The organism is Nocardiopsis sp. NPDC006938, assembly GCF_042869555.1.
Classification (GTDB): domain Bacteria; phylum Actinomycetota; class Actinomycetes; order Streptosporangiales; family Streptosporangiaceae; genus Nocardiopsis.
In genome coordinates this window covers 86,622-103,098 of record NZ_JBIAGA010000001.1, presented here as the reverse complement: position 1 = coordinate 103,098, position 16,477 = coordinate 86,622, and the positions used below count along the sequence as shown (strand labels likewise).

14 protein-coding genes are annotated in these 16,477 nt (G+C 71.0%); 13 read left to right on the top strand and 1 reads right to left on the bottom strand.

Features of this window, described 5'->3' with window-relative positions:
• Positions 1-160 precede the first annotated feature (160 nt).
• The 11 genes from ftsW (at position 161) to ACFYL4_RS00415 (ending at position 12,020) form a co-directional block, all read left to right on the top strand.
• Positions 161-1,603, top strand: a complete 1,443-nt coding sequence (gene ftsW / locus ACFYL4_RS00465) for a putative lipid II flippase FtsW (protein ID WP_387515341.1) — start codon at positions 161-163, stop codon at positions 1,601-1,603.
• Positions 1,600-2,760, top strand: a complete 1,161-nt coding sequence (murG, locus tag ACFYL4_RS00460; RefSeq protein WP_357757052.1) for an undecaprenyldiphospho-muramoylpentapeptide beta-N-acetylglucosaminyltransferase — start codon at positions 1,600-1,602, stop codon at positions 2,758-2,760. Before ftsW ends, murG begins: the two co-directional genes overlap by 4 nt.
• Positions 2,757-4,211, top strand: a complete 1,455-nt coding sequence (gene murC, locus ACFYL4_RS00455; RefSeq protein WP_387515339.1) for a UDP-N-acetylmuramate--L-alanine ligase — start codon at positions 2,757-2,759, stop codon at positions 4,209-4,211. The genes murG and murC overlap by 4 nt, the downstream gene beginning before the upstream one ends.
• 12 nt (positions 4,212-4,223) lie before the next feature.
• Positions 4,224-4,988 (top strand): cell division protein FtsQ/DivIB, encoded by a 765-nt coding sequence (locus tag ACFYL4_RS00450; RefSeq protein ID WP_387515337.1) that lies wholly within the window; start codon positions 4,224-4,226, stop codon positions 4,986-4,988.
• Between the two features lie 456 nt (positions 4,989-5,444).
• On the top strand, positions 5,445-6,893 hold the full coding sequence (ftsZ, locus tag ACFYL4_RS00445; RefSeq protein WP_357757044.1) for a cell division protein FtsZ: 1,449 nt from the start codon (positions 5,445-5,447) through the stop codon (positions 6,891-6,893).
• A 159-nt stretch (positions 6,894-7,052) separates the two neighbouring features.
• Positions 7,053-7,772, top strand: a complete 720-nt coding sequence (gene pgeF / locus ACFYL4_RS00440) for a peptidoglycan editing factor PgeF (RefSeq protein WP_387515335.1) — start codon at positions 7,053-7,055, stop codon at positions 7,770-7,772.
• Positions 7,773-7,855: 83 nt separating this feature from the next.
• Positions 7,856-8,584, top strand: a complete 729-nt coding sequence (locus ACFYL4_RS00435; protein WP_357757039.1) for a YggS family pyridoxal phosphate-dependent enzyme — start codon at positions 7,856-7,858, stop codon at positions 8,582-8,584.
• A gap of 140 nt (positions 8,585-8,724) precedes the next feature.
• On the top strand, positions 8,725-9,252 hold the full coding sequence (locus tag ACFYL4_RS00430) for a cell division protein SepF (RefSeq protein ID WP_357757036.1): 528 nt from the start codon (positions 8,725-8,727) through the stop codon (positions 9,250-9,252).
• 39 nt (positions 9,253-9,291) lie between these two features.
• On the top strand, positions 9,292-9,591 hold the full coding sequence (locus ACFYL4_RS00425) for a YggT family protein (protein WP_357757033.1): 300 nt from the start codon (positions 9,292-9,294) through the stop codon (positions 9,589-9,591).
• Between the two features lie 127 nt (positions 9,592-9,718).
• Positions 9,719-10,606 (top strand): DivIVA domain-containing protein, encoded by an 888-nt coding sequence (locus tag ACFYL4_RS00420; protein WP_357757030.1) that lies wholly within the window; start codon positions 9,719-9,721, stop codon positions 10,604-10,606.
• A gap of 70 nt (positions 10,607-10,676) precedes the next feature.
• A complete protein-coding gene (locus tag ACFYL4_RS00415) occupies positions 10,677-12,020 on the top strand; it encodes a hypothetical protein (RefSeq protein ID WP_387515332.1) in 1,344 nt (447 codons plus the stop codon).
• A 67-nt stretch (positions 12,021-12,087) separates the two neighbouring features.
• Here ACFYL4_RS00415 and ileS read toward each other — a convergent pair whose 3' ends face one another.
• Positions 12,088-15,288 carry an isoleucine--tRNA ligase gene (gene ileS, locus ACFYL4_RS00410; protein ID WP_387515933.1) on the bottom strand — a complete coding sequence of 1,067 codons (3,201 nt, stop codon included), beginning with the start codon at positions 15,286-15,288 and terminating at the stop codon, positions 12,088-12,090.
• Positions 15,289-15,653: 365 nt separating this feature from the next.
• Between ileS and ACFYL4_RS00405 the strand changes: the two genes are divergently transcribed.
• Together ACFYL4_RS00405 and ACFYL4_RS00400 are read left to right on the top strand one after the other, a co-directional pair.
• Complete coding sequence (locus tag ACFYL4_RS00405) at positions 15,654-15,914, top strand: hypothetical protein (RefSeq protein WP_387515330.1); 261 nt, start codon at positions 15,654-15,656, stop codon at positions 15,912-15,914.
• Between the two features lie 143 nt (positions 15,915-16,057).
• Positions 16,058-16,468, top strand: a complete 411-nt coding sequence (locus ACFYL4_RS00400) for a TraR/DksA C4-type zinc finger protein (protein ID WP_357757022.1) — start codon at positions 16,058-16,060, stop codon at positions 16,466-16,468.
• Positions 16,469-16,477 lie beyond the last annotated feature (9 nt).

The following is a 16,477-nucleotide window of genomic DNA, read 5'->3' as shown; positions in this document are numbered from 1 at the left end:
CCGGAGGCCACCCGTGCGTCACCTCCGGCGCGCGGGCGGCCTCCGGTGTGTCGCGGGGCACCCCGCCCGCCGCCAAAGATGGCCAACACGCGGGAAATGTCCACGGTTCCCGACCCGCCGGTACGCAAGTATTGAGGCGCGAATCGTGCGGAGGGTGTGGATGGCGGCGACGACAACGGTTCCCGGGGTGTCCCGTACCCGGGAACGTACGGCGGCCGGTGGCCGCGAACGCGGTCTCTGGCGTGAGTGGGCCCGGTCCCTGGACCGCCCCCTCACCTCCTACTACCTGGTGCTCAGTACCGCGGTGATGCTGATCTCGCTGGGCCTGGTCATGGTGCTGTCCTCGACCATGGTCAACTCCATCACCGAGACCGGGTCGGCCTTCTCCGTGGTCCAGCGGCAGATGGTCTCGGCCATGATCGGCCTGCCGCTCATGGTGATCGCCTCCCAGCTGCCCCTGTGGGTCTTCCGCATGGTCGGCTACCCGGCCATGATCCTGTCCGTGGCACTGCTCCTGCTCACCGCCTTCCAGGGCACCGAGATCAACGGAGCCATGCGGTGGCTGGAGATCGGCGGACTGGTCATCCAGCCCTCCGAACCCGCCAAGCTCGCCTTCGCCCTCTGGGGCGCGAACATCCTGGCGCGCAAGGAGGAGCTGAGGGAACTCACCGAGTGGCGCCACCTGCTCATCCCGCTGGTGCCCGGCTGCGGCCTGCTCGTCCTCCTCGTCCTGCTCGGGTCGGACCTGTCCACCTCCCTGGTGCTGCTGCTCATCTTCTTGAGCCTGCTCTGGGTGGTCGGCGCTCCCGCGCGGCTCTTCGTCGCCATGTTCGGCCTGGTCCTGGGACTGGCCGCGATCGTCATCGCGATCGAGCCCTTCCGTATGACCCGCATCGCCGTCTTCCTCGACCCCGAGTCCGACCCGAGCGGCTCCGGCTTCCAGTCCCTGCACGGCCTCTACGCCCTCGGCACCGGCGGGATCTTCGGGGTCGGCATCGGCGCCAGCCGGGAGAAGTGGGGCTTCCTGCCCTTCGCCGAGTCCGACTTCATCTTCGCCATCATCGGCGAGGAGTTCGGACTCATCGGCTCCCTGCTGGTCCTCGGCCTGTTCGGCATGCTGGGCTTCGCCGGGCTGCGCATCGGCTTCCGGGTCAAGGACCCGTTCGCGCGTCTGGCGTCCTTCGCCATCGTGACCTGGATCATCGGTCAGTCCATGATCAACATCGCCGCCGTCATCGGCCTGGTCCCCGTCACCGGCATCCCGCTGCCGCTGGTCTCCTACGGCGGTTCCGCGCTCATCCCCACGATGATCGCGCTCGGGGTGCTGCTCGCGATGGCCCGCCACGAACCCCAGGCCCAGAAGGCCCTGGCGGCCCGGGGTCCCAGCCGGGCCCAAAGGGCTCTAAGCTGGCTTGGTCTGGAGAACATCGTCGCTTCCGTCCGGAATCAGAGCGGTTCGGCGCCCTCCAAGCGCACCACGGCGCCGCGCACCCCACGCAGGACGGGTGAGCGCGGCGCACGCAGTGGTACCAAGACCACGGCCAAGAACAAGAGCGGACCGGTCCCGGCGGGTGATCGGCCAAGGAGGAATCGGCGACGATGAGGGTAGCCCTCGCCGGAGGCGGCACGGCCGGGCATATCGAGCCCGCACTCTCCCTAGCGGACGCGCTCCGGCGCGTGGAACCCGACACGGAGATCCTCTGCCTGGGAACGGAGCGGGGTCTGGAGACCCGGCTCGTCCCCATGCGCGGCTACGAACTGGGCCTGATCCCGGCGGTCCCCCTGCCGCGCAGGCTCACCCCGCAACTGCTCACGGTCCCCGGCAAGCTGGCCGGGGCCCTCAGCGCCGCGGGGGAGCAGCTCGACAAGCTCCAGGCCGACGTCCTGGTCGGCTTCGGCGGCTACGTGGCCACCCCCGGCTACCTGGCGGCCCGGCGCCGACGCGTCCCGATCGTGGTGCACGAGGCCAACCCCCTCCCGGGCCTGGCCAACCGGCTCGGCGCGCGCCTCACCCCGCACGTGTTCACCGGCCACCCCCACACCCAGATCCGCAACGGCCGCTTCATCGGCATCCCGCTGCGCCAGCAGATCACCTCGCTGGACCGGCTGGCCATGGGCGACAAGGCGCGCACGTACTTCGGTCTGCGCCCCGACCTGCCCACCCTGCTGATCTTCGGAGGCTCCCAGGGCGCCCAGCGCATCAACGAGACCGCCTTCCAGGCCGCCCCGGCGTTCCGCGCGGCGGGTGTGCAGGTCCTGCACGTGGTCGGCCCCAAGAACGCCGACGAGCCCCAGGACCTCACCCAGGACGGCGTCCCCTACGTCGCCGTCCCCTACGTGGACCGCATGGACATGGCCTACGCCGCCGCCGACGTCGCGATGTGCCGCTCCGGTGCCATGACCTGTGCCGAACTCACCGCCGTGGGCCTGCCGGGCGCCTTCGTGCCGCTGGCCATCGGCAACGGGGAGCAGGCGCTGAACGCCCAGCCGATCGTCCAGGCGGGCGGCGGTCTGATGGTCGAGAACGCCAACGTCTCGGTCGAGTGGATCACCGGCCAGCTCATTCCGCTGCTCACCGACACCGACCGCGTCGTCGCCATGTCGGAGGCGGCCGCCCGCATGGGCCGCCGCGACGCCGACACCGAACTGGCCCGGGAGGTCCTGGCGATCGCCCGCGGCGACAAGCCCACCCCTGAGATGCAACTGTCCGAGGACGACGGCGACGACGCCTTCTACGACGACGGGAAGGACACACGATGAGCCTGGTCACCCCGACCGACCCGGTCCCCGTCGACGAACTCGGCCGCACCCACTTCATCGGCCTGGGCGGGGCGGGCATGTCCGGCATCGCCCGCGTGCTGCTCCAGTCCGGGGTCGAGGTCTCGGGCAGCGACGCCCGCGACAGCGAGACCCTGCGCGAGCTCGAACGGATGGGCGCCACGGTCTTCGTCGGCCACGCCGCCGAGAACCTCGGCAAGGCCGACACCCTGGTGGTCTCCTCGGCGATCCGCGAGGACAACCCCGAGCTCGCCGAGGCGCGCGCCCGGGGCATCCGGGTCCTGCCCAGGGCGGCCGCGTTGGGCGCGCTCCTGCTGGGCCGGGAGGGGGTCGCGGTCTCGGGCACCCACGGCAAGACCACCACCACCTCCATGGTCACCGTGGTCCTCCAACACCTGGGGGCCGACCCCGGGTACGTGATCGGCGGGAAGCTGGTCACCACCGGCCTGGGCGCGGACGCCGGTCTCGGCGAGGTCATCGCCGTGGAGGCGGACGAGAGCGACGGGTCCTTCCTCATGCTCTCGCCCAAGGTCGCCGTGGTCACCAACGTCGAGGCCGACCACCTGGACAACTACAGCGGGATCGACGAGATCCACGCCAACTTCGCGGACTTCGTCGAGCGGGTGGAGCGGACCCTAGTCGTCGGGATCGACGACCCCGGGGCGCGCACCGTCGCCGAACTCGCCCGCGAGCGGGGCAAGCGGGTACGTACCTACGGTGAGGCCGAGGACGCCGACTACCGGATCACCCGTATCCGCGCGCGCGGCTTCACCACCGAGTTCACCCTCACCACCGCCGACGGCGAGCCGATCGACGGCACCCTGGCCGTGCCCGGACGGCACAACGTCCTCAACGCCGCCGCCGCCGTGGCCGTGGCCGACGAACTCGGACACGACCTGGAGATCGCGGTGGAGGGCGTCGCCGACTTCGCCGGTGCCGCGCGCCGTTTCGAGCTCAAGGGCGAGGGCAACGGCGTGGGCGTCTACGACAGCTACGCCCACCACCCCACCGAGATCGACGCCGACCTGCGGGCCACCCGCGCCGCCCTGCGCTCCTTCTCCGAGGACTCCGAGGAGGAGATCCCCGAGGGCCGTGTGGTGGCGCTGTTCCAGCCCCACCTGTACAGCCGCACCCGGATCTTCGCCGAGGAGTTCGCGACCGCCCTGAGCCTGGCCGACGAGGTCGTGGTGACGGAGGTCTACGCGGCCCGCGAGGACCCCGAGCCCGGGGTCACGGGGGAGCTCATCACCTCCCGGGTCACCCACGACCGCGTCCGGTACGTGCCCGAGCGGGCCGACGCCGTGCGTACGGCGGCGGCGCTGGCCAGCCCCGGGGACATCGTCCTCACCATGGGCGCCGGCGACGTCACCGAACTGGGGCCGCTGATCGTGGAGGAGCTGGCCCGGGTCGCCGAAGGTACCGAGACCAGCTAGAGGAGCACCCACGTGGCCGCTGACCGCAGCAGAGCGAAGACCACGGAACGAGGCGGGGCCCAAGGCACGACCGGCGACGGGGCCGGGGGACGCGGTGGGTCGGACCCCTGGAAGGTCGCCTTCGCCGTCCTGCTCGTCGTTTCCCTGGTCTGTGTGGTCACGTGGGTTCTGCTCGGCTCCCGGCTGCTGGTGGTGCGCGACGTCGCGGTCACCGGCCTGGACCGGGTGTCGCGGGAGGAGGTGGTCGCGGCCGTGGCCGTCGAGACGGGCACCCCGCTGGTCCGGGTCGACCTGGATCAGGGCGGCGAGCGCGCCGAGAGCCTCGACCTGGTCGAGTCCGCCGAGGTCACCCGGGGGTGGCCCGCCACCCTCCGGGTGGAGGTGGTCGAACGCCGCCCCCTGCTCGCGATCCGGGTGGGGGAGGAGTACCGGCTCGTCGACGGGGACGGCGTGCGCATCGAGGACTCCGCCGACCGGCCGGGAACGCACCCGCTGGTCCGGGTGACCGGGGAGATCGAGGGCAACACGGCGGTGCGCGCCGCCGCCGACATCGTCGAGGAGGCGCCGGACTCCCTCATCGCCCAGATACAGCTCATCGACGCCACCGACACCGGGCACATCACCGTGGAACTCGGTGACGGCTCGGTCGTGGAGTGGGGAGACGCGCACGACACCGCGGGCAAGAGCGATGTTCTGCGCGTGCTGATGCGTGAGCACCCGCCCGAGGAAGGTCGCGTCTACGACGTCGCGACGCCCGATCTGGCCATCGTCCGGTGAAGCGTGCCCCAAGGAACGGGATACCTCCGTACGAGCCGGGGCAAGAGCCGCTTCGGGGGACAAGGGGCGCGAGCGGGTGCTCCGCGCCCCGAACCGAAGCTCCCACGAGGACATTCCAGACGCGACGCGCCGAGTGTGCACTTCGCTTCCTCGCGTTATACGCCGTTAGGCTGAACTCGTCACCGGTTGCTCGCACTCGGCGGTCCGCTTACTGTCGGGAAGCACAACCAACGTCAACAACGCAGTAAGACACGCTTTCAGGGGTACACGGGAACCGTTCCAGAACGGTCTTCGGTGGCCCCGGGTCCCCCCACTCACGGTCGCCCCAGGGCGCTGTGCGGGGGTACCCGAAACGCACACTGTAGAACCGGATGCCGGACCGCCGGCGCTCCCGTGGCCCCAGGGCCGACGGACGCGGTGACGGAACGGCGTATGCGAGCGGAAAGGCCCCTCGTCGTGGCAGCACCGCAGAACTACCTCGCGGTCATCAAAGTCGTCGGTATCGGCGGCGGCGGTGTCAACGCCGTCAACCGAATGATCGAAGAGGGGCTCAAAGGCGTCGAGTTCATCGCGATCAATACCGACGCCCAAGCGCTGCTGATGAGCGACGCGGACGTCAAGCTCGACGTCGGCCGCGAGCTCACCCGTGGCCTTGGCGCGGGCGCCAACCCCGATGTCGGCCGCAAGGCCGCCGAGGACCACCGCGAGGAGATCGAGGAGGTCCTCAAGGGGGCCGACATGGTCTTCGTCACCGCGGGTGAGGGCGGCGGCACCGGCACGGGCGGCGCCCCGGTCGTGGCGAACATCGCCCGCTCCCTCGGAGCACTCACCATCGGTGTGGTCACCCGCCCCTTCGGATTCGAGGGCAAGCGGCGGGCGACCCAGGCCGAGTCGGGGATAGCGATGCTCCGTGAGGAGGTCGACACCCTCATCGTGATCCCCAACGACCGGCTCCTGTCCATCTCGGACCGGCAGGTCAGCGTCCTGGACGCCTTCAAGGCGGCCGACCAGGTCCTGCTCTCCGGTGTCCAGGGCATCACCGACCTGATCACCACCCCGGGCCTGATCAACCTGGACTTCGCCGACGTCAAGTCGGTCATGTCCGGGGCGGGATCGGCGCTGATGGGGATCGGATCGGCGAGAGGGGACGACAGGGCGGTCGCGGCCGCCGAACTGGCGATCTCCTCACCACTGCTGGAAGCGAGCATCGACGGCGCCCACGGTGTGCTGTTGTCCATCCAGGGCGGCTCCGACCTCGGACTCTTCGAGATCAACGAGGCGGCGCAGCTGGTCGCCAACTCCGCGGCGCCCGAGGCCAACATCATCTTCGGCGCCGTCATCGACGACGCCCTGGGCGACGAGGTCCGGGTGACCGTGATCGCGGCGGGGTTCGACGAACCCGAGACGACCGGTACCGCCACCCGGGAGCGCCAGCCGGTGGACCCTCCTGAGGCCGTCGCCCCCACGGCAGGCATCACGTCCGGCAGGGAGGAGTCGTCCACGAAGGCGACGCCCCCCGGCGCGGACGCGAGCGGGGCGCCGGCCAGCAGCATGCCGTGGATGACCCCGTCCCGTCCGGCCCAGCCGGTCCAGGAGGCGCCCCGGCCCGCGATGCCGCCGGTCCAGCCCGCGGTCGAGCCGGAGCCGGCCCGTCCCGAGCCGCAGGTCCAGGCCCCGGCCGAACCGCTCCAGGGCGAGTCCGAGGCGGTCGAGTCGGAGACGGTGCGGGTGGTCTCGGCGGCAGAGGCCGACGGCGCTGAGGCCGAGGCGGAACAGGAGACGCCGGACCACCCCGTCCAGTCGGTCTCGGAGGTCTCCGAGCGCCGGGGCGAGGTGCCCACGCCCCGGCGTCGGGTCATCTTCGACGACCCCGACGACCTCGACGTGCCGGAGTTCCTCAAGTAGTCCGGCGCGGTCCCGGTACCATCGACGTGTCAGCGGCCCCGACCCACCAGCGGCGGGGCCGTCGCCGCCCTCGGCGGGGCGCGGCGGAGGACGGCGGGCGCCATCCCGCCGCCGCTCCCGCCTCCCCCGCCGGGCACAGGGAAGGACCACGTCGCTTCGATGGGCAACGTCATCGACCTGGGGCACGGAGTCCGTGCCGCCGTCACCGAACGCAAGGGCGGCGTGAGCCAGCCTCCGTTCGACTCGCTCAACCTCGGTCTGGGCTCCGGCGACTCACGCGAGGCGGTCACCGCCAACCGCGCACGGGCGGCCCAGGAGCTCGGGTTCGACGTCGACCGGGTCGTGTGGATGAACCAGGTCCACAGCGCCGACGTGCTCGTGGCGACGGAGCCCGGCGGGGTCGGCACCTGCGACGGCGTGGTCACCACCCGGTCCGACCTGGTCCTGGCCTCGATGGCCGCCGACTGCCTGCCGGTCCTGGCCGTCGACGCCGAGGCCGGTGTCCTGGGCGCGGCGCACTCGGGCCGTCTGGGCACCGCGCACGGGGTCGCCGCCAACCTCGTCGACACGATGGTCGCCCAGGGCGCCCGTGCCGACCGCCTCACCGTCTTCCTCGGCCCCGCGATCTGCGGCAGCTGCTACGAGGTCCCCGCCGAACTCCGGGACCAGACCGCCGAACGCACCCCCGAGGCCGCCTCCACCACCCGTCGGGGAACCCCCGGTGTGGACATGGTCGCCGCGGTCACCGCACAGCTGCGACGGGCGGGCGTCACCGACGTCACGGCCGACGGACGCTGCACCCTGGAGAGCCCCGAACTCTTCTCCCACCGGCGCGACGCGCCCACCGGACGGTTCGCCTCCTTCCTCTGGCGCACCTGACCGCCGAGCCGTCCGACCGAGCCGCCCTCCGGGGCCGGTTCCGGTCACGCGCACCCTCTCCGACCCAGAAGGAACGAACGACCGTGTCACAGACCGACCCCGAGCGCACCGAGCGGGTCCGCGCCAACCTCACGGCCGCGCGGGCCAGGATCGAGGCGGCCTGCCAGCGGGCCGACCGCGACCCCTCCGAGGTGTCGCTGATCGGCGTGACCAAGACCTATCCGGCCAGTGATGTGCGCATTCTCGCCTCGCTGGGCGTCACCGACGTCGGGGAGAACCGCGACCAGGAGGCGGCCCCCAAGGCCGCCGAGACCGCGGACCTCGACCTGACCTGGCACTTCGTGGGCCAGCTCCAGACCAACAAGGCGCGTTCGGTGGCCTCCTACGCCGACGTGGTGCACTCGGTCGACCGGGCGAAGCTGGCTCGGGCGCTCGGGGACCGCGCGGCCGCGGCCGGACGGAGCCTGACCTGCCTGGTCCAGGTCAACCTGGACACCGACTCCCGGGCCGGGGTGCTCGGTCCGCGCGGCGGTGTGGACCCGGCCGACGCGCCGACGCTCGCGGACGACATCGACGCGCACGAGGCGCTGACACTCGGGGGCGTGATGGCGGTGGCCCCGCTCGGTGGCGACCCCGACGCCGCCTTCGCCGTCCTGTACGAGGTGGCGAGCCGGATTCGGGATCGCTACCCTCAGGCGACGGTGGTCTCCGCGGGGATGAGCGGGGACCTGGAGGCCGCGGTCGGAAGAGGCGCGACACACCTGCGGCTCGGCACGGCGTTGCTTGGCGCTCGGGGACCGATCGTGGGGTAATGTCCCCACATAGACCTTGGGGCCCGTCTGTGGCGTTCGCCCGAATGGACGAACACCCCGCTGAGGCGGGGCGCAGGGGCTGGAAACGACGGAGGAGTCGGCTGCGGTGAGAACGCCGCGGGGACGACGGAGGACATGAGATGGCCGGCGCGATGCGCAAGATGGCGGTCTACCTCGGCCTCGTGGAGGACGACCGTTACGATCACCGCTATGCGGACGAATATGATGAGTTCGACGATTTCGACGAGGGCGTGGAGGAGCGGCGTGACCGCGACGCGGACACTCCACGAGGCGAGGAAACACGAGGCGACGCTGTGACGGACACCGGCGACTACCTGGGAACGGGTGAACGGCGCGGTGGAACGACCACGACAGCCTCAACCGCCGACCTGGCTCGGATCACCACGCTCCATCCACGCACCTACAACGAGGCGCGTACGATCGGAGAGCACTTCCGGGAAGGTACGCCGGTGATCATGAACCTGACCGAGATGGTCGACAGCGACGCCAAGCGTCTGGTCGACTTCGCGGCTGGTCTGATCTTCGGTCTCCATGGCAGTATCGAACGCGTGACGAACAAGGTGTTCCTGCTGTCCCCGGCCAACGTCGAGGTGACCGCCGAAGACAAGGCGCGGATCGCCGAGCGAGGGTTCTTCAATCAGAGCTAGATCATCACATTTGTCCAGAGATTGGGTCGGGGAACGACCGTGAGTATGGTCCTGTACGTGCTGCTGCTACTGCTTCAGCTGTTTGTCTTCGTGCTGATAGCGCGGGTGGTTCTGGAGATGGTGATGTCCTTCTCCAGGACCTGGCGGCCGACCGGGTTCGTGCTCGTGCTCGCCGAGATCGTGTACACGATCACCGACCCGCCACTGAAGTTCCTGCGCAGGTTCATCAAGCCGATCCGGCTGGGAAGCGTCGCACTCGACCTGAGTGTGCTGATTCTCTTCTTTGTCGTGATCATCCTTCAGAGTGTTCTGAGGGCTCTGATGGTGAGCTTCGCGTAGGGAATCGGGGACGGAAAGTACCGGCCCGGATTCCGATATGTGGTCTTGGTCATGATCTGGATTGCCGTAAGGTCACGATCAGGTAGCGTCCCTACGGACAGACTCCAAGCGCGCCAAGGAGACGAACATGCCGCTGACACCCGCTGATGTGCGGAACAAGCAGTTCAGTACCACCCGGCTCCGGCCGGGGTACGACGAAGAAGAGGTCGACGCCTTCCTCGACGAGGTCGAGTCCGAGCTGGACCGCCTCATCCAGGAGAACGAGGAACTGCGCGGCAAACTGGCCGAGTGCCTTCGGGGCAAGGTCCCCAACGCGGGCATGCAGGACTTCCAGCAGGAGCAGGCCCCCGAGGCCCCGCAGCAGATGGAGCAGATGCGCCCGGAGCCCGTCCAGGCGCAGCAGCCCGTCGAGCCGCAGCCCCAGCCGCCCGCGCCGCAGCCGCAGATGGGCATGACCGGAGCCAACCTCGCCATGGGCGGCGAGGAGAACATGGACACGGCCGCCCGCGTCCTGGCCCTGGCCCAGCAGACCGCCGACCAGGCGATCTCCGACGCCCGCCGTGAGGCGGACGAGACCCTCGGCCGCGCCCGCCACGAGTCCGAGGACATCCTCGGCAAGGCGCGCCGCCAGGCCGACCAGATCATCGGTGAGGCCCGGGCCCGTTCCGAGAACCTCGACCGTGACGCCCAGGAGCGCCACCGCCAGGTCATGGGCAGCCTCGTCCAGCAGCGCGAGGAGCTGGAGCACAAGGTCAACGTGCTCAAGGACTTCGAGCGCGAGTACCGCAGCCGTCTGAAGGATTACTTCGAGCGTCAGCTGCGCGAGCTCAACGAGGACGGCAAGTCGATCGAGCCCAACCCGAACACCACCGGCGGGTTCCAGACGATGGCGCCCCAGTCCGGCGGGTCCCCGGCGCTCCAGCAGCACGGCCCCGGCGGCAGCCCGTTCGGTCAGCCCGAGCCCGCCCAGCACGGTGGTTTCCACCCGGGTGAGGCCCCGCACGAGCGTCGCTGACCCGTCAGCGGACACGGCTCCGAACAACTGAAAACTCCGGCTCCACACGTGTAAAGGCCCTGGTCGACCCGTGATCCTTAGCCTCCTCGCCACCGTGGCGGTACTGGCGGCCCTCGTCGTCGTCGCGGCCGCCCTGGTACTCGCCGAGCCCACCCTGGTGTACGTCGCCCTGGGACTCGGCGGACTGAGCGTCCTCCTGTTGTTGGGCGCACTCGTCCAGGAACGGTTCGGCGGGAGCGGAAGGGACCGGGAACGGACGGACGGTTTGGGGAAGTCGTCCGTCCCCGTGATGGCCGCCGCGACGGCGGTCGGCACGGAACCGGGCACACAGTGGGAACCGGAGCACTCCGGGCGCGTACCCGCACCGGCTGAGCGGCCGGTGCGGGAATCCGCCGTCACGGAGCACCCCGTGCCCCAGGGGCACGAGGCCGACGCGCCCCCCGCCGCGGCGGCCGACGACAGTGACGAAGAGGCGGAGTTCGAGGTCCCCCGATGGCAGACCCCCACCGTGGGGAGCTGGCCGGAGCCGACCGGGACTCCGGAGTCCGAGCCGCGGCCGCAGGAACACTCCGCGCACGCCGAGACCGTCCCCGAACCCGACGGACCGGACCACACCCCGCTGGACACCGAGGCCTCCGACGCCCGGGAGGGCGACGCCCTTCGAGAGGACACGCCGGACCCCGTCCAGCCCGCAGGGGAGAGTGAACCCCCCGAGACCGGGGTCGTTTCCGAGCCCGACGTACCAGAGCCCGAGCCCGAGGCCGTCGAGCGCGAGATTCCCGAGTCGTCCGAGTCCGACGTACCCGAGGCCGATGAGTCTTCCGAAGCCGTGACCGCCGCGTCCGCCACGGCGGTGACGGGCGAGTCCGAGGCCGTCGACCCCGACACACCCGAGGCTCCGACCCCCGAGCCCGACGCCGACGAGTCCGTCCCGACGGCCTCCGCCCCCGACACACCCGAGACTCCGACCTCCGAGCCCTACGCGGCCCCCGAGCCGGACGCGCGTGAGGAAGAGACGGAGCCGGTGGCCGAACCGGGTGCCGAACACGAGGCCTCCGAGGAGGCCCAGTCCGTCGAGGACGCCCCGGTCGAGCCGGGCGATCAGACCGACGAGGCCCGGGAATCGGACGAGGCCGCCGACGCGCCCGACACCCCCCGGGACGTCGCGGAGGAGACGGTCGGAACCGGCGCCGAGAGCGCCCGGGAGCACGACGCCGAGATCGACGACGTCCCCGACGCCACCGAAGAGGCCGACGAGACCGGACCGGGCTCGCCCGCCACCGACGAGACCGCCGCCAACGAGCCCACCCGTCCCGTCGAGGACGGCGAGGGCGTCGACGGCGCGGAGCAGGCCGGGAACCGGCCCCGGAACGCGGACCACGCCCCGGAGGCCGACACCTCCGCCGCCCGCTGAACCCCGAACCACCGAAGGGCCCAGATCTCCCGAGCGGGGCCCTTCGTCGTCAGCGCGCGGGGGCGGCTCAGGCGCGGCGGAACGCGAACACCACGTCGAACTCCTCCGACTCCGCGGAGTGCGGCGCGTCCTCGCCCGTCCCGGCCGCGAACGCGTCGGCCAGCACCTCACCGGCGATCATCCGGCCGTGCTCCGTCAACGCCTGACGGAGCGCCTCGTCCTCGGTCGTCCACCACACCCGGATACGGTCCGACACGTCCAGACCGCTGTTCTTCCGGGCCTCCTGGAGCATCCGGACCATCTCACGGGCCAGACCGGCGCGGCGCAGCTCCGGAGTCAGCTCCAGGTCCAGGGCCACCGTCTCCCCGGCCTCGGAGGCCACCGCCCAACCCTCGCGGGGCTGCTCGGTGACCAGCACCTCGTCGGCGTTGACCTCGACCGGCTCGTCCTCGACCCGCACCTGCGCCCAGCCGGTGTCGCGGACCTGGGCCACCAGCACGGCCGGGTCGGCGGCCTGGATGCCCTTGGCCACCAGCGGCGTACGCTTGCCGAACCGCTTGCCCAGGGCCCGGAAGTTCGGCTTGACCACGTAGTCCACGAGGTCGCCGCCGACCGACGACAGCGCGTCCAGCCCGGCCACGTTGAGCTCCTCGGCCACCTGGGCGCGGAGCTGCTCCGGCAGGTCGGCGAAGCCCGGAGCGCCCACCAGGGCGCGGGCCAGCGGCTGCCGGGTACGCATGGCCGAGTCCACGCGCGCGGACCGGCCCAGCTCCACCAGGCGGCGGGTGAGCGCCATGTTCCGCGACAGCTCGGGGCCGATCAGGGCGTCGTCGACCCGGGGCCAGGAGGCCAGGTGCACCGAGTCGGGAGCCTCCGGGCGGCGCAGCGCCGACCACACGTGCTCGGTCAGGAACGGGACGACCGGGGCCATCAGCAGGGTGACGGTCTCCAACGCCTCGAACAGCGTCGCGAAGGCGGCCGCGCCCTCGGGCGTGTCGGCCCCGCCCCAGAACCGGCGGCGGGAGCGGCGCACGTACCAGTTGGAGACGTCGTCGACGAACGCGGTCAGACGGCGTCCGGCCCCGGTCGTGTCGAACTCCTCCATCGCCCGGGTGACGTCCCGCACGACCTCGTTCAGCTCCGACAACAGCCAGCGGTCCAGCACCGGCCGGTCCTGCGGGGCGGGCGCCTCGGCCAGCCTGGAGTGGTCCCAGCCGTTCCCGGCGTTGGCGTACAGGGTGAAGAACGACGTGGTGCTGTAGTAGGTCAGCAGCACCTTGCGGACGATCTCCTCCAGGGCTGCGTGACCGACCCGGCGGGCGGTCCACGGCGAGCCGCTGGCCAGCATGAACCAGCGCAGCGCGTCGGCGCCGTGCCGGTCCATCACCGCGATGGGCTCCATGACGTTGCCGAGGTGCTTGCTCATCTTGCGGCCGTCCTCGGCGAGGATGTGGCCGAGCACGACCACGTTCTCGAACGAGTTGCGGCCGAACACCAGGGTGCTCACCGCGAGCAGCGAGTAGAACCAGCCGCGGGTCTGGTCGATGGCCTCGGAGATGTACTGGGCGGGGAAGTTCTCCTCGAAGGTCTCCTTGTTCTCGTGCGGTGCGCCCCACTGGGCGAACGGCATGGAACCGGAGTCGAACCAGGCGTCGATGACCTCGGGCACCCGGCGGGCCACCCGCTGCTCCTCGGGCAGGGACGGGTCGGCGTCGGGGTCGGGGATGACGACGTCGTCCACGTAGGGGCGGTGCGGGTCCAGGTTGGACAGGTCCTGGCCGCTGAGGCGGCTCAGCTCCTCCAGGGACCCCACACAGATCTGGCGGCCGTCGGGGAACTCCCAGATCGGCAGCGGGGTGCCCCAGTAGCGGTTGCGGGACAGCGCCCAGTCGACGTTGCCGCGCAGCCACTCGCCGAAGCGGCCCTCCTTGACGTTCTCGGGGACCCAGGTGGTGACGTCGTTCTGCGCGAGCAGCTCGTCCTTGACGGCCGTGGTGCGGATGTACCAGGACGGCACCGCGTAGTAGAGCAGCGCGGTGTGGCAGCGCCAGCAGTGCGGGTAGGAGTGCTCGTAGTCGAGGTGCCGGAAGAGAAGGCCGCGGTCCTTGAGGTCGCGCACCAGCGTCTTGTCGGCCTCCTTGAAGAAGACCCCGCCCACGAGCGGCAGTTCGGCCTCGAAGGTGCCGTCCGGCCGCACCGGGTTGACCACGGGCAGGCCGTAGGAGCGGCAGACCAGCATGTCGTCGGCGCCGAAGGCCGGGGACTGGTGGACCAGACCCGTACCGTCCTCGACCGTGACGTAGTCGGCGAGCACCACGAAGTGCGCGGGCTCGTCGAAGGGCACGAGGTCGAAGGGGCGCTGGTAGGTCCACCGCTCCATCTCGTCGCCCTCGAAGCTCTCGCCCGTGAGTTCCCAGCCCTCGCCGAGGACCTTCTCGAACAGCGGCTCGGCGACCACCAGGCGCTCGTCGCCGTCGGTGGCCACCACGTACCGGACCTCCGGGTGCACTGCCACCGCCGTGTTGGACACCAGGGTCCACGGGGTGGTGGTCCACACCAGCAGCGAGGTGGGGTGCTCGGGGGAGGCCAACGGGCCGGACGTGACCGGGAAGCGCACGTACACCGAGGGGTCGGTGACGGTCTCGTAGCCCTGGGCCAGCTCGTGGTCGGAGAGCGTCGTGCCGCAGCGCGGGCAGTAGGGGCTGATCCGGTAGTCGCGGACCAGCAGGCCCTTGTCCCAGATCTGCTTGAGCGCCCACCAGACGGACTCCACGTACTGCGGGTCCATGGTGCGGTAGGCGTCGTCCATGTTCACCCAGTAGCCCATGCGCTCGGTCATGGAGGTGAAGGCGTCCACGTTGCGCAGGACGGATTCGCGGCAGCGGTCGTTGAACTCGGCGATACCGAAGGCCTCGATGTCCTTCTTGCCGCTCAGACCCAGTTCCTTCTCCACCGCGACCTCGACCGGCAGGCCGTGGCAGTCCCAGCCGGCCTTGCGGTCGACGTGGTAGCCGCGCATGGTGCGAAAGCGCGGGAAGACGTCCTTGAAGGCGCGGGCCTCCACGTGGTGCACGCCGGGCTGGCCGTTCGCGGTCGGCGGACCCTCGTAGAACACCCAGTTCTCGTTGCCGCGCGTCTGGTCGAGCGAGCGCTGGAAGACGTTCTCCTTCGACCAGCGGCCGAGGATCTCGCGCTCCGTCGCGGGCAGGTCGATCTGGGCGGGCAGCTGGGGCAGCGCGCGGGATTCGGGCCGGGGGTCGTCGGTCACCGTCGTACCTTTCTCCATCAGGGGCGTTCCTGACGGAGGGACGAGGCGCAGCCCCGCGGTACCACCCTCCTTGGAGCCGCGTCCGAGACCGCTGGGCGGCTCGCGGGCGGGTCCCACTTCGTTGGTTCGTGCCGGTTCTACTGGGGTGCGCGCACGGTGCGACACCCGTTCTTCCGGCGGCTCCGGGGTGATCTTCGCGCTGGTCGTCGCCCCCGGGCTCCCACCGTCCCCGGGTCGCTGGGCCGTACCCGCCCCTCTAGGCTGGGTGCGTCCGGTCGGGGCCAGCGTTACTCGTCCCCATCGACACGTCACCAGGATAACGCAGTGCGGCCGGGTGCGCCGCTGAACAGGGGTGAGGACGGGCCATGACGGAGCGGACACGGGGCGCGGTCCTGGTGACCCTGCACGATCGCGACGACGCGGAGGAGCTCGCCGAACAGCTCCTGGAGCAGGGCTACGAGCCGTGCGGGGTGCACCGGGACGCCCTCGCGGGCGAGGACGACGCCGAGGACGCCGACTGGGTGATCGAGGTGCTGACCGGGCCGCACGGCGGATCGGCGGTCTTTGACGAACCGCACCTTCGGCTCCTCGCCGAGGACTACGGCGGGTTCGCCGTGGCGGAGTGAGGCGTGCGCGCCCCACCGTCGGGATCGTTGCCTTGGCGCGGCTGATTGCCTAGGCTCACGGCACCACTCACGACCGCTCCGATGGGGAGAACCCCAGTTCGGGAGGGGTGCGGAGGTCGTGGGGCAGGCGGAGGGGGAGTGCGATGAAGGCCACCCAGGCGGCGGCGTTGCCGGTGCGACCGGGCGAGGAGCCCTGGACGCCGGAGGAGCTCGCGGCGGTCCGCGAGCAGTTGGAGGGCGAGATCGCGGCCCAGCGGGAGGAGCTGAGCGAGGGGGAGCGGGAGCTCGCCGAGCGGCTCACCGACCCCGTGGAGGGTGCCGGGGACGACCCCGCGGACGCCGGGGCCAAGACCTTCCAGCGCGAACACGATCTGGCGTTGGCCTACAATACTCGTGACCTGCTCGCCAAGAGCGAGCGGGCGATCGAACGGATGGACGCGGGGACCTACGGGGTCTGCGAGTCATGCGGCCAGGCCATCGGAAAGGCACGACTCCAGGCCTTTCCGCGTGCCACCCTGTGCGTCCCCTGCAAACAGCGCGAGGAGCGTCGCTGACTGAGGTAG

What these genes read in the sequence shown, in the direction of transcription:
- ACFYL4_RS00420 (WP_357757030.1), top strand. Translation starts at nt 9,719, where the DNA reads ATGCCGCTGACACCCGCTGATGTGCGGAACAAGCAGTTCAGTACCACC.
- ACFYL4_RS00400 (WP_357757022.1), top strand. Translation starts at nt 16,058, where the DNA reads ATGAAGGCCACCCAGGCGGCGGCGTTGCCGGTGCGACCGGGCGAGGAG.
- ACFYL4_RS00430 (WP_357757036.1), top strand. Translation starts at nt 8,725, where the DNA reads ATGGCCGGCGCGATGCGCAAGATGGCGGTCTACCTCGGCCTCGTGGAG.
- pgeF (WP_387515335.1), top strand. Translation starts at nt 7,053, where the DNA reads ATGGGCAACGTCATCGACCTGGGGCACGGAGTCCGTGCCGCCGTCACC.
- ACFYL4_RS00405 (WP_387515330.1), top strand. Translation starts at nt 15,654, where the DNA reads ATGACGGAGCGGACACGGGGCGCGGTCCTGGTGACCCTGCACGATCGC.
- murC (WP_387515339.1), top strand. Translation starts at nt 2,757, where the DNA reads ATGAGCCTGGTCACCCCGACCGACCCGGTCCCCGTCGACGAACTCGGC.
- ftsW (WP_387515341.1), top strand. Translation starts at nt 161, where the DNA reads ATGGCGGCGACGACAACGGTTCCCGGGGTGTCCCGTACCCGGGAACGT.
- murG (WP_357757052.1), top strand. Translation starts at nt 1,600, where the DNA reads ATGAGGGTAGCCCTCGCCGGAGGCGGCACGGCCGGGCATATCGAGCCC.